Annotated in this window: 17 protein-coding genes; 11 read left to right on the top strand and 6 right to left on the bottom strand. The window is 73.5% G+C overall.

Annotated elements, in window-relative coordinates; translation table 11 throughout:
- Positions 1-203 precede the first annotated feature (203 nt).
- The 6 genes from QUE38_RS03115 to QUE38_RS03090 all read left to right on the top strand — a co-directional run bounded on the left by QUE38_RS03115 (position 204) and on the right by QUE38_RS03090 (position 8582).
- On the top strand, positions 204-1367 hold the full coding sequence (locus QUE38_RS03115) for an XdhC family protein (protein WP_286310149.1): 1164 nt from the start codon (positions 204-206) through the stop codon (positions 1365-1367).
- Between the two features lie 10 nt (positions 1368-1377).
- Entirely contained in the window at positions 1378-2181 is an 804-nt protein-coding gene (locus QUE38_RS03110; protein ID WP_286310148.1) for an FAD binding domain-containing protein, read from the top strand.
- Positions 2178-4970 carry a molybdopterin-dependent oxidoreductase gene (locus QUE38_RS03105; RefSeq protein WP_286310147.1) on the top strand — a complete coding sequence of 931 codons (2793 nt, stop codon included), beginning with the start codon at positions 2178-2180 and terminating at the stop codon, positions 4968-4970. The genes QUE38_RS03110 and QUE38_RS03105 overlap by 4 nt, the downstream gene beginning before the upstream one ends.
- 53 nt (positions 4971-5023) lie before the next feature.
- Entirely contained in the window at positions 5024-5929 is a 906-nt protein-coding gene (pucL, locus tag QUE38_RS03100; protein ID WP_286310145.1) for a factor-independent urate hydroxylase, read from the top strand.
- A complete protein-coding gene (locus QUE38_RS03095) occupies positions 5929-7317 on the top strand; it encodes an 8-oxoguanine deaminase (RefSeq protein WP_286310144.1) in 1389 nt (462 codons plus the stop codon). Before pucL ends, QUE38_RS03095 begins: the two co-directional genes overlap by 1 nt.
- Positions 7318-7808: 491 nt before the next feature.
- Entirely contained in the window at positions 7809-8582 is a 774-nt protein-coding gene (locus QUE38_RS03090; RefSeq protein ID WP_286310142.1) for a hypothetical protein, read from the top strand.
- A gap of 27 nt (positions 8583-8609) precedes the next feature.
- Here the strand turns inward: QUE38_RS03090 and QUE38_RS03085 are convergent, their stop codons facing one another.
- The 3 genes from QUE38_RS03085 to QUE38_RS03075 form a co-directional block, all read right to left on the bottom strand.
- Positions 8610-8900, bottom strand: coding sequence for a WXG100 family type VII secretion target (locus QUE38_RS03085; protein WP_286310141.1), 291 nt, complete (start codon positions 8898-8900; stop codon positions 8610-8612).
- 117 nt (positions 8901-9017) lie between these two features.
- Entirely contained in the window at positions 9018-10760 is a 1743-nt protein-coding gene (locus QUE38_RS03080; RefSeq protein WP_286310140.1) for a sensor histidine kinase, read from the bottom strand.
- Between the two features lie 31 nt (positions 10761-10791).
- Positions 10792-11484, bottom strand: a complete 693-nt coding sequence (locus QUE38_RS03075) for a response regulator transcription factor (protein WP_286310138.1) — start codon at positions 11482-11484, stop codon at positions 10792-10794.
- 166 nt (positions 11485-11650) lie between these two features.
- On the opposite strand from QUE38_RS03075, the gene QUE38_RS03070 reads away from it, so the two are divergent.
- From QUE38_RS03070 to QUE38_RS03060, 3 genes are all read left to right on the top strand, one after another.
- Entirely contained in the window at positions 11651-12883 is a 1233-nt protein-coding gene (locus QUE38_RS03070) for an NAD(P)/FAD-dependent oxidoreductase (RefSeq protein ID WP_286310137.1), read from the top strand.
- A 62-nt stretch (positions 12884-12945) separates the two neighbouring features.
- On the top strand, positions 12946-13782 hold the full coding sequence (gene folP / locus QUE38_RS03065) for a dihydropteroate synthase (RefSeq protein WP_286311630.1): 837 nt from the start codon (positions 12946-12948) through the stop codon (positions 13780-13782).
- On the top strand, positions 13779-14477 hold the full coding sequence (locus QUE38_RS03060) for a pyrimidine reductase family protein (RefSeq protein WP_286310136.1): 699 nt from the start codon (positions 13779-13781) through the stop codon (positions 14475-14477). The genes folP and QUE38_RS03060 overlap by 4 nt, the downstream gene beginning before the upstream one ends.
- A 15-nt stretch (positions 14478-14492) precedes the next feature.
- Here QUE38_RS03060 and QUE38_RS03055 read toward each other — a convergent pair whose 3' ends face one another.
- The 3 genes from QUE38_RS03055 to QUE38_RS03045 form a co-directional block, all read right to left on the bottom strand.
- Positions 14493-16133 (bottom strand): DNA repair helicase XPB, encoded by a 1641-nt coding sequence (locus QUE38_RS03055; RefSeq protein ID WP_286310135.1) that lies wholly within the window; start codon positions 16131-16133, stop codon positions 14493-14495.
- A 62-nt stretch (positions 16134-16195) separates the two neighbouring features.
- Complete coding sequence (locus tag QUE38_RS03050; protein ID WP_286310134.1) at positions 16196-18043, bottom strand: helicase-associated domain-containing protein; 1848 nt, start codon at positions 18041-18043, stop codon at positions 16196-16198.
- Between the two features lie 39 nt (positions 18044-18082).
- Positions 18083-18358 carry a hypothetical protein gene (locus tag QUE38_RS03045; protein WP_286310131.1) on the bottom strand — a complete coding sequence of 92 codons (276 nt, stop codon included), beginning with the start codon at positions 18356-18358 and terminating at the stop codon, positions 18083-18085.
- Between the two features lie 105 nt (positions 18359-18463).
- Here QUE38_RS03045 and QUE38_RS03040 point away from each other — a divergent pair, with 105 nt between their 5' ends.
- The gene (locus tag QUE38_RS03040; protein ID WP_286310129.1) at positions 18464-18844 is read left to right on the top strand and encodes a cold-shock protein; all 381 of its coding nucleotides are present in this window, start codon (positions 18464-18466) and stop codon (positions 18842-18844) included.
- Between the two features lies 1 nt (position 18845).
- On the top strand, positions 18846-19838 hold the full coding sequence (locus QUE38_RS03035) for a DUF3027 domain-containing protein (protein WP_286310128.1): 993 nt from the start codon (positions 18846-18848) through the stop codon (positions 19836-19838).
- Positions 19839-19843: the final 5 nt, after the last annotated feature.

Raw genomic sequence — 19843 nt, 5'->3', positions numbered from 1 at the left:
TCCACGGCCGACGCTAACAGTGCCGCATTTCGCGCCGGTTGCGGGCGTGGTGCCGGCCAGGGTGGCAGTGGGTGCGCCGATACCCGATGGGGTGCGCTCGCCGCCCGATGGGGGCAGGATCGAAACACCGGGTTAACGCGTGCCGCATACGATCACACGATCCGCGCGGGCACGGCCGGCGCACCGCACGAAGTGAGGTCTCGATGCTCGAACTGGCGCAGGACGTGGTGGCCCGGCTCGGCCGGGGCGAGGCCTTCGCGCTCGCGACCGTGACCGCGATCCGCGGCTCCGCGCCGCTGCCCGTGGGCACGTCGATGCTCGTCGACGCGGGCGGGCGGGTCGTCGGCAGCGTCTCGGGCGGCTGCGTCGAGGGCGCGGTGTTCGAGCTCTGCGCGCTCGCGCTCGACGACGGCACGGCCCACTCCGAACGTTTCGGCATCGACGACGAGACCGCGTTCGCCGTCGGCCTCAGCTGCGGCGGCGAGCTCGACGTGTTCGTGCTGCCGTTCCCGACGGCGGGGGCGGCGGATGCCACGGGCGAGCCGTTCCGGCGCGCGCTCGCCGGGTCCGACGCGGGCGTCGCCGTCGTGGTGGCGGGGCCGGCATCGCTCGTCGGGCGCGTGCTGCCGGCCGGTGGCGCCGCCGCGCTCGCGGACGCGGACCTCGACGCCGCCGGGCTCGGACACGTGCGCGCGGAGCGCGTGCAGGCCGAGGTCGACCGCACCGTGGCATCCGGCCGCACCGGCCTCGTCGACGTCGACTGCGGGGAAACGTTGCTGCGCCTGTTCGTCGAGAGCCGGCTCGCGCCGCCGAGGCTGCTCGTCTACGGCGCCATCGCGTTCGGCGACGCGCTCGCCCGGGCGGCGACGTCGCTCGGGTACCGCGTCACCGTGTGCGACCAGCGCCCCGTGTTCGCGACCGCCGAGCGCTTCCCGCACGCCGACGAGGTGGTCGTCGCGCGTCCGGTCGAGCATCTGGCGGCCACGGTCACCGACGAGCGCACGGTCGTCGTCGTGCTCGGCCACGACGCCCGCGCCGACGTCCCCGTGCTCGCCGCCGCGCTCGAGCGGCCCGTCGCCTTCGTCGGCGCCCTGGGCTCCCGGCGCACCCACGACGAGCGGATGCGGCTGCTGCGCGAGGCGGGCGTCGGTGACGCGGCCCTCGCGAGCCTGCACTCGCCGATCGGGCTCGACCTGGGTGCCGCGACCCCGTCCGAGACCGCGCTGTCGATCCTCGCCGAGGTCGTCGCCGCTCGCACCGGTGCCTCCGGCCGACCGCTGCGCGAAACCGCCGGCCCGATCCACCGCACCGCTCCGGGTGCCGACGACCGCACCCGCACGGCCCCGACCCCGCGCGCGGCGCGCTGAGGCGGCCGCCGTGGACCTCGAGACCGTACGCGCCTACCGGCGCGCCACCACGCGCGACGACCTCGCGCTCGCCCCGGGCGAGCGGTTCGTCGCGGGCGGCACCTGGCTGTACTCCGAGCCGCAGGTGGGCACGACCGGCCTCGTCGACCTCACCGGCATGGGCTGGCCGAGCATCGAGGAGCAGGGCGGCGGGCTGCGCATCGGCGCCACCTGCACCATCGCCGAGCTCGTCGCGCACGCTGCGGGAGCGGCCTGGCCGGCGCATCCGCTGGTTGCCCACTGCGCGAACGCGCTGCTCGCCTCGTTCAAGATCTGGAACGCCGCGACCGTCGGCGGCAACGTCTGCCGTTCGTTCGCGGCGGCCGGCATGGTGTCGCTGTGCGCGACCCTCGACGGCGAGGCGCTCGTCTGGACGCCCGACGACGGCGAGTACCGGCGGCCCGTCGCCGACCTCGTGACCGGCAACGGCACCAACGCGCTCGCCGCGGGCGAGGTGCTGCGCGCGATCGACCTGCCCGCCCACGCGCTGCGTGCTCGCACGGCCTTCCGCAAGATCGCCCTCGCCGAGCTCGGCCGGTCGGGTGCGGTGCTCACCGGGCGCGTCGACGAGGACGGCGCCGCGACCCTCGTGATCACCGCCGCCACCGAACGGCCCACCGTGCTGCGCTACGACCGGCTGCCCGACGCGGCGACGCTGCGCCGCGCGGTCGAGGACTTGAACGGCTACTACACCGACCCGCTCGGCACCGCCGACTGGCGGCGTGCCGTGAGCGTGGCGCTGCTCGAGGACGTGCGCGAGGAGCTGGCCGCATGAGGGTCACCGTGAACGGGCACCCCGAGCAGGGCGAGCCGCGGGCCGGGCAGTCGCTGCGCACCTACCTGCGCGAGCACGCGCACCTCGAGGTGAAGAAGGGCTGCGACGCGGGCGATTGCGGCGCGTGCGCGGTGCTCGTCGACGGCGTGCCCGTGCACTCGTGCATCACGCCCGCGCACCGCGCCGAGGGAGCCGAGGTCACGACGGCCGCAGGGCTCGGCACGCCCGACGCGCTGCACCCCATGCAGGAGGCGTTCGTCGACCACTTCGGGTTCCAGTGCGGGTTCTGCACCGCCGGCATGGTCGTCACGGCCTCCACCCTCGACGAGGGCGACCTCGACGACCTGCCCCGGCGCATGAAGGGCAGCCTCTGCCGGTGCACGGGGTACCGCAGCATCCGCGAGTCGATCCACGCGGGCGTCGTCGCGGGCGCCGGCGCGCGCAACCTGGGATCGACCGGCACGCCGCCCGGCGCGGCGCCGGGTTCGGTCGTGGGCAGCTCGGTGCATCCGCCCGCCGCCCGCCGTGTCGTCACGGGCACCGAGCCGTTCACCTTCGACACCACGGTCGAGGGGATGCTGCACCTGCGCGTGCTCGGCTCGCCGCACGCCCACGCCCGCATCGTCTCGATCGACACGACCGCCGCCGAGGCGATCGACGGCGTCGAACTCGTGCTCACCCACGAGGACGTGCCCGCGACCCGCTACTCCACCGGCCGGCACGAGCACCGCACCGATGACCCCGACGACACCCGCATGCTCGACGACGTCGCGCGCTTCGTCGGCCAGCGCGTCGCCGCGGTCGTCGCGACGAGCGCCGCGGCGGCCGAGGCGGGCTGCCGAGCGCTCGAGATCGAGTACGAGCAGCTGCCGGCGGTGTTCGATCCGGATGCCGCCAGGCAGCCGGGCGCTCCCGTGATCCATCCCGGGCGCACGCCCGACGACCGCGTCGACGAGGCCGAGCGCAACGTGATCGCGGCGCTGCACGCGGGCTACGGCGGCGACGTGGACGTGGCCCTCGCGGCATCCGATGTCACCGTCTCGGGCACCTGGCAGACGCAACGGCAGAGCCATGCCCAGCTCGAGACCCACGGCAGCATCGCCTGGATCGACGACGACGGCCGGCTCGTGGTGCGCACGAGCACGCAGGTGCCGTTCCTCGCCCGCGACGAGCTCGCACGCCTGCTCGACCTGCCGCCCGAGCGCGTGCGCGTGCACACCGGCCGCGTCGGCGGCGGCTTCGGCGGCAAGCAGGAGCTGCTCACCGAGGACCTCGTCGCCGTCGCCGCGCTGCGGCTCGGCCGGCCGGTGGGGTGGGAGCTCACGCGCACCGAGGAGTTCACGCGCACGACGCTGCGGCACCCGATGCGCGTCGGCGTGCGACTCGGCGCGACCCGCGACGGCGTGCTCACGGCCATGCACGTCGACGTGCTGAGCGACACCGGTGCCTACGGCAACCACTCGCGCGGCGTCATGTTCCACGCCTGCACCGAGTCGATCTCGCTGTACCGCAGCCCCGTGAAGCGCGTCGACGCCGAGGCGGTGTACACGAACAACCCGCCGTCGGGTGCGTTCCGCGGCTACGGGCTCGGGCAGGTGATCTTCGGCGTCGAATCGGCGCTCGACGAGCTCGCGCTCGAGCTCGGCATCGACCCGTTCGAGTTGCGTCGGCGCAACGTCATCCGCGACGGCGAGCCGCCCTTCGCATGGCACGACGAGCCCGAGGCCGAGCTCGTGCACGGCAGCTACGGGCTGGACCAGTGCCTCGACCTGGCCGAGCAGGCGCTGCGGCGCGGCAACGGGGTCGCCGCGCCCGACGGCCCGCACTGGCGCGTCGGCGAGGGCATGGCCGCGTCGACGATCGCCACGATGGCACCGCGCGGGCACGTCTCCGAGACCACCGTGACGCTGCGCTCCGACGGCACCGTGCGCCTCGGCGTCGGCACGAGCGAGTTCGGCAACGGCACCACGACCGTGCACGCGCAGATCGTGGCGACCGACCTCGGCACGGGCGTCGACCGCATCGTGATCCACCAGTCCGACACGGATGCCGCGACGCACGACACGGGAGCGTTCGCGTCGGCCGGCACGACGGTCGCCGGCAAGGCGCTGCACGCGGCGGCGCTCGCGCTGCGCGAGGTGCTCGTCACGGCGGCCGCGGAGGTTGCGGGGTGCGCCCAGGAGGACGTCGTGCTCGACCGGGACGGCGCGCTCATCGCCGCATCCGTCACCGGCCCGTCCCGTCGCATCGTGTTCGCGGAGCTCATCGCGGCCGTGCCCGCGGAGCACCGCTCGCCCGAGGGCGCGTTCGCGCGCGGCGCCGAGTACGGCGACCAGCGCTCGCTCGCGTACAACGTGCACGCGTTCCGGGTGGCCGTCGACGTGCGCACGGGCACCGTGCGCATCCTCCAGTCGATCCAGGCCGCCGACGCGGGCACGGTCATGAACCCCGAGCAGTGCCGCGGCCAGGTCGAGGGCGGCGTCGCCCAGGCCATCGGCGGCGCGCTCTACGAGGAGGTCATGCTCGACGAGGGGCGGGTCACGACGCCCGTCTTCCGCCTCTACCGCGTGCCGCAGATGGCCGACGTGCCCGACACCGAGGTGTACTTCGCCGAGACCAGCGACGACCTCGGGCCGTTCGGCGCGAAGTCGATGAGCGAGAGCCCGTACAACCCCGTCGCCGCCGCGATCGGCAACGCGATCCGCCGTGCGATCGGCGTGCGCGGGTACGAGCTGCCGTTCTCGCGCGACCGCGTCTGGCGGCTCGCGAGCAGCACCGCGGACGACTGAGCCGAACCCCCGAACACGCATCCGAACCACCGAACGACACACAGGAGCAGCAGATGGCGATCATCCTCGGCGACGACCGGTACGGCAAGGCGGAGAACCGCATCGTGCGGATCGTCCGCGACAGCCCCCGTCACGAGATCCGCGACGTGAACGTGTCGACCGCGCTGCGCGGCGACTTCGCGGCCGCGCACCTGGACGGCGACCAGGGCAACGTGCTGCCGACCGACACGCAGAAGCAGACCGCCTACGCGTACGCGAAGCTGCACGGCCTGGCGGAACTCGAGGAGTACGGCCTCGCGCTCGCGCGGCACTTCGTGGACGACGTGGCGCCCGTGGCATCCGCCCGCATCGAGATCGAGGAGTACGCGTGGGATCGCGTCGTCGTGGACGGCGCCGAGCACGACCACACCTGGACGCGCAACGGCACGGAGGTGCGGCTCGCGTCGGTCACGGTGGCCGGCGACGGCGAGGCGCAGCAGACCTGGGTGACCGGCGGGTTCAAGGACCTCGTGATCCTGAAGTCCACCGGCTCGGAGTTCCACGGCTTCCTCGAGGACGAGTACACGGTGCTGGAGCCCACCACCGACCGCATCATGGCGACCTCGCTCGTCGCGACCTGGCGCTTCGGCACCATCGACGTCGACTGGAACGCGGTCTACGACGGGGTGAAGGCCGTCGTGGTCGAGCGCTTCGCGAACGTGCACTCGCTCGCGCTGCAGCAGACGCTCTACGCGATGGGCCGCGCGGTGCTCGAGACGTACCCCGAGATCGTCGAGATCCGCATGTCGGCGCCGAACAAGCACCACTTCCTCTCCGACCTCGGCCGATTCGGCATCGACAACGACAACGAGGTCTTCCACGCCGACGACCGGCCCTACGGGCTGATCCAGGCGACGGTGACGCGCGACGACGCGCCCGACGCCGGGCCCGCGTGGGATCACTACACCGGGCTGGTCTGATGGCGGCCGCCGGCGCCGGCGTGGCCGTGCGGCGGGTGGTGATCGACGGATGCCACGTGGCGACCGTCGATGCGGCCGGCACCGAGCACCCCGCGGGCTACGTGGTCGTCGACGGCGACCGCATCACCGCGGTCGGCGCGGGGCCGGTGCCGGGTGAGCTCGCGGCATCCGCTCACGAGCGCATCGACGGGCGCGGGCACCTGCTCACGCCCGGCCTCGTGAACACCCACCACCACCTGTACCAGTGGCTCACGCGCGGGTTCGCGCAGGACGACATCCTGTTCGACTGGCTCGTCGCGCTGTACCCGATGTGGTCGCGCATCGACGCCGACCTGGTGCGTGCCGGGGCCGCGGGGGCGCTCGCCGTGGCCGCCCGCTCGGGCTGCACGACGCTCGCCGACCACCACTACGTGTTCCCCGCCGGTGGCGGCGACCTCGTCGGCGCGATCGTCGAGGCCGGGTCGGACGTGGGCATCCGCCTGCACGCCACTCGTGGCTCGATGGACCTCGGTCGCAGTGCCGGCGGCCTGCCGCCCGACTTCGCGGTCGAGACGACGGATGCCGCGCTGGCGGCCACTCAGGCGGCCGTCGACGCCTACCACGACCCCGGGTTCTCGTCGATGGTGCGCATCGCCGCCGCGCCCTGCTCGCCGTTCTCGGTGACGGCCGACCTGCTGCGGGAGTCGGCGGTGCTCGCGCGCGACCTCGGCGTGCGGCTGCACACGCACGGCGCCGAGACCGTCGAGGAGGAGGCGTTCTGCCGCGAGCGGTTCGGCACCTCGCCCGCCGGGTACCTCGAGTCGCTCGGCTGGCTCGGCGACGACGTCTGGATGGCGCACTGCGTGCACCTCGACGACGCCGACGTGCGCCGCTTCGCCGACACCGGCACGGGCGTGGCGCACTGCCCGTCGTCGAACGCGCGGCTCGCGGCGGGCATCGCGCCCGTGCGCGCGCTCGTCGCCGCGGGGGCGCCGGTCGGCCTCGGCGTCGACGGGGCGGCGTCGAACGAGTCGGGCCGGCTGGGTGACGAGATCCGCCAGGCGGTGCTGCTCGCGCGGCTGCGCGACGGCGCCGGGGCGATGGACGTGCACACGGCCCTGCGGCTCGCCACGATCGGCGGCGCGCGCGTGCTCGGCCGACACGACGAGCTCGGCTCGATCGAGCCGGGCAAGCTCGCCGACCTCGCGCTCTGGCGCATCGACGGCGTCGAGCACGCCGGCATCGCCGACCCGGTCGCCGCCCTCGGGCTCGCCTCGCTCCCGCCGCTCGCGCGCCTGCTCGTCGGCGGCCGCACGGTCGTCGCCGACGGCGAGCTCGCCACCGCCGACTCCCGGGCGCTCGCCGACGCGGCCGCCCGCGCGAGCACGGCACTCGCCGAGCGCGCCTGACGCACCGGTGCCTCGGCCCGCCCCGTCGTCCACAGCCGGCCCGAGGGCATGCCCCGTCGCACGTACCATGACCGAATGCGACGACGGACTGGCCTGACACTCGGTTCCATCGGCGCGGCGGCGCTGCTGTCGCTGACCGCGTGCGCCGCGCAGCCGGCGGAGGAGGCTCCGCCCGTCGCATCTTCCGCTACGCCGTCGCCGACCCCCACCGAAGCCGCGTACGAAGGGCCCGAGTCCCGACTCGACCTGACCTGCGACGACGCCCTGTCGATCGACGCGCTCGAGTCGTTCATGGGAGCGCCGGATCCGCTCGTGCCGGTTCCGGTGCTCGCAGAGGTCGCGCCCGACCGCGCCGCATCGATGCAGCTCGGAGCGCTCGTGTGCGAGTGGGACGACGGCAGCGTGCAGCCGTACTGGCTGACCGAGCCGTCGTACCGGTACTCGATCGTGCTGCACGTCCTTCCCGAGGGGAGGCGCAGGCGCAGGAGTACGTGGACGCCTACGCGGACGTCCTGCCGGCCTCGCCGTACGGACCGTCCGTGCAGGGGCCGCGCTGCGTCGGCACCGGCGGCAGCCCCGACACCGATCGAACCGGGCACTGCGAGCTGATGGGCTGGGCTGCCGGGGCATGGGTCGACTTCCGAGTGGACGGCATCGACGTGTCGACGTACGCGACGGATGATGCGTTGACCGCAGCCTTCGCCGGGTACGTGGACGCGCTCCTGGTGACCATCGAGGCGGCGGGCGAACCTGCCGCACGGTGGACCGCGAGCGCATCGACGCCGCCCATCGCGTCGTGCGACGATCTCGGCACGGCCGACGAGGTCGGCGAGGTGTCCGGACTGGGAGAGATCTGGTTCGGATCGTTCTGGGACGGCCCGAGGGTCGGCCAGTACGTCTACGCGGCAGACACGACGGGCGCCCTCCGCTGCTCGCTCGGCTTCCTCGACCGCGACGCCGGATTCGGGCACGTGAGCGTGCTCCCGGGCGGTGAGTGGGGGTTCCTCGACGCGCGTGAGGACTGGCTGGCCGACGGCGGCTCCGAGGTCGTGGTCGTCGGCGTCGAGCCGGGCGGCGCGGTCCTCCGCTGCGACGACGGTGAGGAGTGCATCCTCGACCTGCATCGTCAGCACGACTGGATCCGCGTGGCGTTTCCGCCCGTCCCGCCTGCGTCGGTCGACTACATGCCCGCGCTGGACTACGCCGAGGCGCGGGCGTCGGCCGTGCCCCTCGCCGAGGCGCTCCTGGCGAACCTCGACGGCTGAACGCCCGGGCAGGCGCAGGGCGTCTGCTCAGCGCACGAACAGCGCCGCGTTCGCCTGCTCGACCTCGGCGTAGCGCGCACCGGCCGCGCCCAGCGCCTGCTGCACGCCGGCGAGCGTCTGCTCGACGGACTGCTGCACGGCGCGCCACTCGGCGACCGCCGACTGGAACGCGACCGACGCCTGCCCCGACCAGGCGCCCTGCAGCCCGGTCAACTGGGCGTTGAGTCCGGCGGTGTCGGCCATCAGGTGCTCGATCGTGGCCTGTGCGGCCGACGCGGTGGTCAGCACCTGGTCGCTGTCGACGTGGAAGGTGGTCATGGTCGCATCCTCTCGTTCGGTGCGACCGACGCTAGGCCGCGACGGCGCCACCGTCCGGCCCACGCGGCCCCGAGGCATCCGACCTGTACCCGCCCCACCCTGTGGAGGATGCGCGGCTCAGGCGGGTGCGTCGAGCGACCGCGGCGCGCGCGCCGAGTCGGCGAGCGGCAGCGTGACGCGGAAGGTCGCGCCGCCGCCGGGCGTCTCCGTCACGCCGACGGTGCCGTTGTGCGCGGCGACGATCGACGCGACGATCGCGAGCCCGAGGCCCGAACCGCCGGTCTCACGCGTGCGCGAGGTGTCGGCGCGCCAGAAGCGCTGGAAGATCTTCTCGCGGATCTGCGGCGGGATGCCCTCGCCGTGGTCGACGATCTCGACCGTCGCCGACTCGCTCGACCGGTCGGTCGAGACGACGATCTCGATCGGGCTGTCGTCGGGCGTGAAGCGCATCGCGTTCGCCATGAGGTTCGTGATGACCTGGCGGAGCTTGTTCTCCTCGGCCATGACGATCGCGGGCACGGCCTCCGAGGTCTCCTCGAGCGGCTCCGGCTCGTTGCCCTCGAGGTCGAAGAGCGGCTCGGGCCCGGCGGCGGATGCCTCGGGGGCGACGCCGCGCCGCGGCCGACGGCGCAGCCGGGCGAGCGTCGCTCCCGCGAACGCGATCGGCCCCGAGCCGGTCGACGGCCGCGCGTCGGACGTGCCCTGCGTGCGCGACGGCAGACTCGTGGCATCCGTCGTCTCGTCGCCGTCGATGCCGCGGGCGACGACCGACACCGTGCGTGCGGGCGAGATGGCCATCGCGTCGAGCGCCGCATCGCGCGCGAGCGGCACCAGGTCGACCTGCGCGAGCGTGAGCGGCTTGGTCTCGTCGAGGCGTGCGAGCTCGAGCAGGTCCTCGACGAGCCCGCCCATGCGGATCGCCTCCTTCTCGATGCGATCCATCGCCTGGCCCACCTCGTCGGGCGACTGCAGCGCACCCATGCGGTAGAGCTCGGCGTAGCCGCGCACCGACACGAGCGGGGTGCGCAGCTCGTGCGATGCGTCGCCCACGAAGCGACGCATCTGCTCGATCGTGCGGGCGCGGTCGCGGAACGCGCGGTCGATGCGGTTCAGCATCGTGTTGAGCGACCGGTTCAGGCGACCGACCTCGGTGTTCGGGGTCGCGCCGCCGAGGCGCTGGCTGAAGTCGCCGTCGGCGATCGCCGCCGCGGTGTGCTCAACCTCGCGCAGCGGCAGGAAGGTCGTGGTCACGAGCATCCGCGTGAGCAGTGCGCCCACCAGCACCACGCCGATGCCGAAGCCGAGGAAGATCGTGAGGTACGCCGCGAGCAGGTTGCGCGACTCGGTCATCGAGACGGCCACGAGCACGGGCGCGAAGTTGCCGTGCTCGTCGGCGTTGGCGACCAGCGTGATGGCGTGGAAGTTCGGGTCTCCGTTCACGTCGTGCAGCGTGCGCACCGTGTAGCCGCTCGTGCCGGCGTTCAGCAGCGAGACGTCCGACACCGTGAGCTGCGCCGGGATCTCGGGCCACGAGTCGCGGTCGTGCAGCAGCCAGTTGTGGGCGACGAACTCGCCCTCGCCGTCGTAGATCGCGATGAACACGTCGTCGGTCGTGTCGAGCCGTAGGTCCTCGCCGTCGAGCGTGTCGCCCGCGTCACCGCCGACGAAGTACTTCGACAGCTCACCGCGTGCGATGGCGACGAGCTTCTTGTCCTGCTGGTCCTCGACCCAGCTGCGCAGCATCGTCATGGTGCCGACGCCCGAGACGAGCAGGCCGAGGGTCAGCATCAGCACCGTCACGCCCGTGATCTTGGAGCGCAGGGAGATGCGACTCCAACGGTCGGTGAGTGTCTGGTGCATGGCGCCGCGAGTCTACGTGCGCGTTCCTGAGTCAGGCCTTGGAGGCCTTGAGCATGTACCCGAAGCCCCGCTTGGTCTGGATCAGCGGCTCGCTCGAGTGCTGGTCGAGCTTGCGTCGCAGGTACGAGATGTAGCTCTCGACGATGCCCGCGTCGCCGTTGAAGTCGTACTCCCACACGTGGTCGAGGATCTGCGCCTTCGACAGCACCCGGTTCGGGTTCAGCATGAGGTATCGCAGCAGCTTGAATTCGGTGGGGGAGAGCTCGATGGGCACGTCGCCGACCAGCACCTCGTGCGTGTCCTGGTCCATGGTGAGCTCGCCGGTGCGGATCACCGCGTCCTCGTCGGCGTGCATGGTGCGGCGCAGGATGGCGCGGATGCGCGCGACGATCTCGTCGAGGCTGAACGGCTTGGTGACGTAGTCGTCGCCGCCGACGGTGAGGCCGGTGATCTTGTCCTCGGTGTCGTCCTTGGCGGTGAGGAAGAGGATCGGCGCCGTGTAGCCGGCCGAGCGGAGGCGCTTGGTGACGCCGAAGCCGTTCATGTCGGGCAGCATGACGTCGAGGATGATGAGGTCGGGCTCCTCCTCGATCACCGCGGAGATGGTCTGCGCGCCGTTGCCGACCGCGCGCACGGCGAAGCCCGCGAAGCGCAGGCTCGTGGTCAGCAGGTCGCGGATGTTCGGCTCGTCGTCGACGATCAGGATGCGTGGTCCGTCGCTCATGCACCCAGTATCTGCGCATTCACTGGAACTTGCCTGTGAGTCCGTCGAATGCCCGTCGACGGGTGGCTGTGGCGGGGCCGCGCGCCGGCCATGTGCGCGCCCTGCATCCGCCGTGCATCGGGCTCTCGCCGGTGCGTGGCGAACCGCCGCGTGGAAGACTCGGCACATGGCGAGCACCGGGCGAGTGATCATCGTGGGCGGCGGACTCGCGGCGGCCCGGGCGGCCGGCGCGGCACGCGAGGCGGGGTACGACGGGGAGCTCGCGCTGGTCGCCGGCGAACCGCTACTGCCGCACGAGCGGCCGCCCCTGTCGAAGGGCTACCTGCAGGGGGCGGAAGCGGCCGACGTGATCTTCCCGCACGACGCGGCTTGGTACGCCGAGCACGACGTCGACGTGCGCACCGGTTCCGAGGCGGTGGGCCTCGACACGGATGCCCGTGAGCTGACGCTCGCCTCGGGCGACCGCCTCGGCTACCGGCGCCTCCTGCTCGCGACCGGCTCCCGCGCGCGCCGGTTCACCGGCGACGGCGCCGACCTCGACGGCGTGCACCACCTGCGCACCCTCGCCGAGTCGACCGCGCTGCGCGACGCGATCTCCGGCGGCGACCGCCGCGTGGTCGTCGTGGGGGCGGGCTGGATCGGCCTCGAGGTCGCCGCCGCCGCCCGCACGTACGGCAACGAGGTGACGGTGCTCGGCCACGGCGACGTGCCGCTCGCCCGAGAGATCGGCCCCGAGCTCGGCGAGGTGTTCGCCGGGCTGCACCGCGAGCGCGGCGTCGACCTCCGCATGGGCGCCGACGTGACCGGGCTGCGCGGGGACGGCGCCGTGTCGGCGGTCGTGCTCGGCTCCGGGGAGGAGGTGCCGGCCGACGTCGTCGTGTTCGGCATCGGCGCGGTGCCGAACGTCGAGCTCGCGGCATCCGCCGGCCTCACCGTCGACGACGGCATCGTGGTCGACGCGCACCTGTCCGCGGGCGCACCCGGGGTCTTCGCGGCGGGCGACGTGGCCAACGTCTTCTCGCCGACCGTCGGCACGCACCTGCGCGTGGCGCACTGGGGCAACGCCGACGCCTCCGGCACGGCCGCGGGGCGGGCGCTCGCCGGGGAGCGGGTGACCTACGACGAGATCCCCTACTTCTTCACCGACCAGTACGACCTCGGCATGGAGTACTCGGGCTACGCCTCGCTCGCCGGCGGCGCCGAGCTCGTGGTGCGCGGCGACCTGCCGGGGCGCGAGTTCCTCGCCTTCCGGGTGGCCGACGGCCGGGTCGTCGCGGGAATGAACGTGAACGTGTGGGACGTGAACGACCAGGTGCAGCGGCTGATCCGCTCGGGCGCCCCGGTCGACCCGGCGGCGCTCGCCGACCCGGACGTGCCGCTCGAGGCGATCGGCGCGTGAGCGCGCACGACGTGCGCCGCATCGCCGGCCGCGAGATCGACTTCGCCCGGCGGGTGGTCGTGATGGCCATCGTCAACCGCACCCCCGACTCGTTCTACGACCGCGGGGCGACCTTCGCGCTCGACGCCGCGGTCGGGGCGGCGCTCGCCGCGTACGCCGACGGCGCGGACTGGGTCGACGTGGGTGGGGCGAAGTTCGCGCCCGGACCCGCGATCCCCGTCGACGAGGAGATCGAGCGGGTCGTGCCCGTGGTCGCGCAGCTCGCGGGCGCCGGGGGCATCTCGGTCGACACGTTCCAGCCCGACGTCGCGCGCGCCGCGATCGACGCCGGGGCGCACGTCATCAACGACACGACGGGCATCCACGACCCGCGCATGGCCGACGTGATCGCCGACAGCGACGCGACGATCGTCATCACGCACAGCCTCGCGGCGCCACGCACGCCGCATCCCGCGCCCAGCTACGGCGATGTCGTGGCCGAGGTCGCCGACTTCCTGCGCCGCCGGGTGGATCTCGCGCTCGAGCGCGGCGTGCCGCCCGAGCGCATCGTCGTCGACCCCGGGCACGACCTCAACAAGCGCACGACCGACTCGCTCGAGCTGACCCGGCGGCTCGGGGAGATCGTCGCCCTGGGGCATCCGACCCTCGTCGCGCTGTCGAACAAGGACTTCATCGGCGAGACCCTCGGGCGCGAGCGCGGCGACCGCGTGGCCGGGTCGCTCGCCGCCGCCGTCTGGTGCGTGACGCAGGGCGCCCGGCTCGTCCGCGTGCACAACGTGCGCGAGACCGTCGACGCGATGCGCATGACCGAGGCGATCCTCGGCTGGCGGGTGCCCGCGGGACCGCTCGTGCACAACATGCCCGCGACGCCCGACCTGCCCGAGGAGGTCGCCCGATGATCGACCGCGATGCCATGCGCGACGCCTACGCGTACGCCGAGGGCGGGGGCCTGCGGGTCAACTTCGTGTCGAGCCTCGACGGGGCGGCGACCGTCGACGGCCGCTCGGGCGGCCTCGGCGGCGAGGACGACCAGCAGCTCATGGGCGTGCTCCGGTCGCTGGCCGACGTGGTGCTCGTCGCGGGCGGTACGCTCCGCCACGAGGGCTACGGCGCGCTGCGACTCGGGCCCGAGCACGCGGCGTGGCGGCGGGCGAACGGGCTGGCGCCGCATCCGCGACTCGCGATCGTGTCGTCGAGCCTCGCCTTCGCGGCATCCGACTCCATCTTCGCCGATGCCCCGGAGCGGCCGATCGTCGTGACCCATGCCGCCGCACCGGCCGACCGCCGCGCAGCACTCGCCGAGGTGGCCGACGTGCTCGTGGCCGGCGACGACGCCGTCGACCTGCCGGAGGCCGTCACCGCGCTCTCGAACCTCGGGCACGCGAACCTGCTCTGCGAGGGCGGGCCGAGCCTGTTCGGCGCGCTGCTCGACGCGGGGCTCGTCGACGAGCTGTGCCTCACGCTCGGCCCGGTGCTGGTGGGCGGCGACGGACCGCGCATCGTGCGGCACGCCGCCGAGGGCATCCGGCGGATGCGACTGGTGCACGCCCTCCCGTCGGGCGACCTGGTGTTCCTGCGCTACCGGCGGACGTAGCGGCGGCGGTCGCGGCTACGCGGCCAGCGCGTGCGCGTCGAGGATGGTGTAGCTGTAACCCTGCTCGGCGAGGAAGCGCTGGCGGTTCTGCGCGAAGTCCTGGTCGACCGTGTCGCGCGAGACCAGCGTGTAGAAGTTCGCCGACAGTCCCGACTCCTTCGGCCGCAGCAGCCGTCCGAGGCGCTGCGCCTCCTCCTGGCGCGAGCCGAACGAGCCCGACACCTGGATCGCGACGGTCGCCTCGGGCAGGTCGACCGAGAAGTTCGCGACCTTCGACACGACGAGCACCTGCGTGGTGCCGTCGCGGAACTCCTGGAACAGCCGCTCGCGCTCGTCGACCGGCGTGGCACCCGTCAGCTGCGGTGCGCCGAGCGCCTCGGAGAGCTCCTCGATCTGGTCGAGGTACTGGCCGATGACGAGGATGCGTTCGCCGGCGTGCTTCGCGACCAGCTCGCGCACGACCTGGAGCTTCGCGGGCGCGGTCGCGGCGAGCCGGTACCGCTCGTCGTCGGCGGACGCCGCGTAGGCGAGCCGCTCCGACTGCGGCAGGTCGATGCGCACCTCGTAGCAGGCGGCGGGGGAGATGAAGCCCTGCGCCTCGATCTCCTTCCACGGCGCGTCGAACCGCTTCGGGCCGATCAGCGAGAACACGTCGCCCTCGCGGCCGTCCTCGCGCACGAGCGTGGCGGTGAGGCCGAGGCGGCGGCGGGCCTGCAGCTCGGCCGTGAGCTTGAACACGGGCGCCGGCAGCAGGTGCACCTCGTCGTAGACCACGAGGCCCCAGTCGAGCGCGTCGAGCAGCGCGAGGTGCGCGTACTCGCCCTTCCGCTTCGCGGTGAGGATCTGGTACGTCGCGATCGTGACCGGCTTGACCTCCTTCACCTGCCCGGAGTACTCGCCGATCTCCTCGGGGGTGAGCGACGTGCGGCGCAGCAGCTCGTCGCGCCACTGCCGGGCGGAGACGGTGTTGGTCACGAGGATGAGCGTGGTGGTCTTCGCCGTCGCCATCGCGCCCGCGCCCACGAGCGTCTTGCCCGCGCCGCACGGGAGCACCACGACGCCCGAGCCGCCGTCGAAGAAGTTGTCGACGGCCTTCTTCTGGTAGTCGCGCAGGTGCCAGCCGTCCTCGGCGAGGTCGATGTCGTGCGGGGTTCCGGGCGTGTACCCGGCGAGGTCCTCGGCCGGCCAGCCGAGCTTCACGAGCTCCTGCTTGAGCTGCCCGCGCGCCCACGCGGCGACGAGGAACCCGGTGTCGTCGATGCGCGCGTCGAGCAGCGGCGCGATGCGCTTCGCCCCGCTCACCTCGGTGAGCACCGCGAGGTCGTCGCTGCGCAGCCGCAGGTCGCCGTCGTCGGTGCGGTCGATCACGAGGCGGCCGTAGCGGCCGACGGTCTCGCGGATGTCGACCGCGACGGTGGTCGGCACCGGGAACTTCGAGTAGCGCTCGAGCGTGCCGAGCATGTCGTCGGCGTCGTGCCCGGCGGCGCGCGCGTTCCACAGGCCGAGCCGCGTGATGCGGTACGTGTGGATGTGCTCGGGCGCGCGCTCGAGCTCGGCGAAGACCGCGAGGTCGTGGCGCGCGTCCTCGGCGAGCGGGTTCGCGACTTCGAGCAGTACGGTGCGATCGCTCTGGACGATCAGGGGGCCGTCGGACATAGCGAACCAGTCTACCCGCCGGACGGGTGGTGGGGGCGGATGCCCCGGGGCTCAGCCCGCGCTCACTCCGCCGGGGCGTCGGAGACGCCCGCGATCGCCGAGATCGGCAGCGTGCGCTCGATGTCGGTCGCCCGGTCGCGCGCCCGCATCCGCCCGTTCGCCACGCTCGTCGGCTCGAGCACGAAGTCGACCACGTCGCCCCCGGGCATCCGCACGCTGACGGTGACGGCCGACCGATCGCGCGCGGCCGTCTCGAGGCGACGCGACAGCCAGGCCTGCTCGGTGCTGTGGTCGTCGGCGCCGTCGAAGACGCGGGCCACGAGTTCGGCGACCAGGTCGCGCGCGGGCGACTGCTCGGCGACGCGGGCGACGCGGTGCCGCCGCAGCACGACGATCTCGCCGGTCTCGTCCTCCGCGGCGACGGGGTAGCGGGCATCGCTCAGCGCCCAGAACACGACGTCGGCGCCGAAGCGACTCGTGAGGCGGTGCGGGCCGGTGCGCACGAGCCCGAGCGACTGCAGCGACTGGTCGACCGCGATCGTGCCGATGAGCCCGTCGTCGTCGCTGCGCACGTAGCTGCGCGCGGGCATCTCGCCGGGGCCGAGCGACCCGACGCGCACGCGGCCGTAGCGCGTCGCGGTCTCGGTCACGAGGTACTCCAACGGCTGGGGCACGCCCGTGAGCGAGATGCCGCGAAGGAACTCGAGCAGGGTCTCGGCGGTCTCGCCGGCGGCGAGGGCGCGGTTGACGGATGCCGCGGAGACCCGGTAGCTCGACGCGAGTTCGCGCGCCTCGACGTCGGCGAGCACGCGCAGGCGCGCGTCGAGCGGCGGGGCGAGCGGACCCGGGGCCACGATCGACAGGTCGTGCTGCACGTACACCTGCGCGACGTGGCCGGGCAGCAGTGCCACCGTCGCGGCGACCGCGTGGCCGATGTCGCCCGAGACCACCGCACGGCCGGCCGGCACGGGCACGCCCGACACCGTGAGGCCGAGCACATCGGCCTCCGCCGAGACGACGCGGGCGCGGTTGTCGAGCCACGCGCCGCCCGCCGGGTAGAACCAGCGCGCCTCGTCGATGAGTGCCGCCGGCCCGCCGATCGGCGAGCGGTCCGCGATGAGGGCGAGGAGCTCGTCGGGCAGGCGGTCGCGCCACGCCGTGGCGAGCAGGCGCCAGCGATCCGGGGTCTCGGCCTCGAGCCACGCTTCGCCGCGCGGAGTCTCGAGCCAGTAGCCCGTATCGCGCGTGAGCAGGCCGCTGCGCGAGGCGAGGTCCATGAGTGCGGGCAACTCGTCGAGCTCGATGCCGGCTGCGGCGGCGAGGCGCTTCGCATCGGGCAGCGCGATGCCGCCGCGCACGAGCTCGCGCGCCGGCTCCAGGCTCACCGCGGCGACGATCTCGGCGAGTGCGGCGATGGTGCGGAACGCGCGCTCGGCCGCCAGGCGCGAGACGAGGCCCTGGTCCACGTCGTCGCCGCGCACGAGGCCGGGTGGCGGCGGGGCCGCGAGGGCGGCCGCGTCGGGCAGGTCGTCGTGGATGCGGGCACGCAGCCGGTCGGCGACCTCGCGCTGCACCAGCATCCCGCGGCCGTTGCCTCCCTCGTCGTCGGTGAGCACGAGCAGGCGCTCGTCGAGCGCGTCCAGGCGCAGCGCGGCATCCTCCCGACCGGGTGCGTCGGGCGCGATGCCCGGCCAGCCCTCGAGCACGCGATCGAGCGCGAGGCGCCCGTCGTCGGGGGCGAGCTCGACCGCCACGGCGAGGAACGCCAGGAGGCGCCGGTCGAGCCGCGCGAACGCGTGGTCGAGCGAGTCGTCGGCGAGCAGCGCCTCAGCGAGGTCGAAGACGTCGTCGATGCCCGAGGGGTCGACCCGTCGGGCGCGGACCGCGGCCGCGACCGACTCGCGCTCCATCGCGCGCAGTCGTGTGGCCAGCGGGAGCATCGGCTGCGATCAGGCCGAACCCCGGCGGGACTCCCGAGAGCGTCGAACGCCGTTGACGATGAGCAGCGCGACGAGGAGCAGGAAGCCGATCGGCAGCCCGACGAGCGGCAGCACGATGATGAACGGCCAGATGCCCTGGCTGAACCCGTCGTTGTCTCCGACCCCCGACAGCGTGCCGATCATGACCGCGAAGAAGGCCAGGATGGAGAAGCCGACGGTCGCGGCGACCATGTAGGCCAGGACGCGCTCGGCGCGGTGGTCGCTCGGTGGGGTGCTCGTCGTCACATGGTCAAGGATAGGCCAGGCGTCGGACCCGCCTCGCACTAGACTGGGAGGTCGGGGCGGCGGCAGTGTCGCGCGCCCGCAACACGCGAGTGAGTGAGGGTCAGCATGCCAACCGGCAAGGTCAAGTTCTTCGACGAGGAGAAGGGCTTCGGGTTCATCTCCGGCGACGACGGCCAGCAGGTGCACCTGCCGGCGTCGGCGCTGCCCGCGGGCGCATCGGTGCGCTCGGGGTCCCGCGTCGAGTACGGCGTGGCCGAGGGCAAGCGCGGCGCGCAGGCGCTCTCGGTGCGCGTGCTCGACGCCGGGCCGAGCATGACGAAGCTGCAGCGTCGGCCGGCCGACGAGATGGCGATCATCGTCGAAGACCTGGTGAAGTGGCTCGACATCACCGGCGGCAAGCTGCGCAACGGCCGCTACCCCGACCGCGCCGAGGGGCGCAAGATCGCGGCCGTGCTGCGCAAGGTCGCCGACGATCTCGATGCCTGACATGGCCGACGAGACGGACGTCGACGAGGCGCGCGACCGGGCCGAGCAGCCGGCCGAGGCCGAGACGGAGACCGAGGAGGTCGAGGTCGAGGCGACGGATGCCGCCGAGGCGACGGATGCCGCGGAGGCGACGGATGCCGCGGAGTCGACGGACGCCGCGGAGTCGACGGACGCTGCTGAGCCGACCGAGGTCGCCGAGCCGGAGCCCGTCGTCGCCGACGAGGTGCTCCTCGCCGCGGTCGACCTCGCACGTTCGGCGCTGCTCGAGGTGACGCCCGCGGAGACCGTCGGGTCCGTGCGGGGCCACGTCGTCGACGGCCCGCACGTGCTCTCGCTGCTGTTCGATGCGCGCGTGACCGGCTACCCGGGCTGGACCTGGAGCGTGACGGTCGCGCGGGCGGATGACGACGGCGAGGCGCAGGTGCTCGAGAGCCAGCTCGTGCCCGGCACGGGTGCGCTCGTCGCGCCCGAGTGGGTGCCCTGGGCCGATCGGCTCGCCGAGTACCGCGCCGCGCAGGCGCGTGCCGAGGCCGAGGCCGCCGAGCGCGCGGCCGCGGAGGGTGGCGACGACGCTTCCGGCGACGACGACGCCGACGCATCGGGCGCCGACGACTCGGCGACCGAAGGCGACCTCGGCACCGACGACCTCGACGATCCGGACGATCTCGACGACGACGCCGAGGACGGCGACGACGTCTTCGATGGCGTCGACATCGACGGCCTGGCCGACCACGCGTCGGACGACGACTCCGACGAGGACGACTCCGACGACGAGAACGACTCCGACGACGAGGACTCGGACGACGAGGAATCCGACGACTCCGAGGACGAGGACTTCGACGAGGACGACATCGACGAGGACGACGAGCTCTCCGAGGACGACGACACCGACGAGGACGGGTTCGACGAGGACGACTCGGACGACGAGGACTCAGACGACGAGGGCGACACCGACGACGAGGACTCCGACGAGGACGACTCCGAGGAGGAGTGACGCGC

The organism is Agromyces mangrovi (assembly GCF_030296695.1).
In the GTDB taxonomy this organism is placed as follows: Bacteria; Actinomycetota; Actinomycetes; order Actinomycetales; family Microbacteriaceae; genus Agromyces; species Agromyces mangrovi.
The sequence above is the reverse complement of the archived record's forward strand: the minus strand, read 5'-3'. Positions and strand labels throughout refer to the sequence as shown.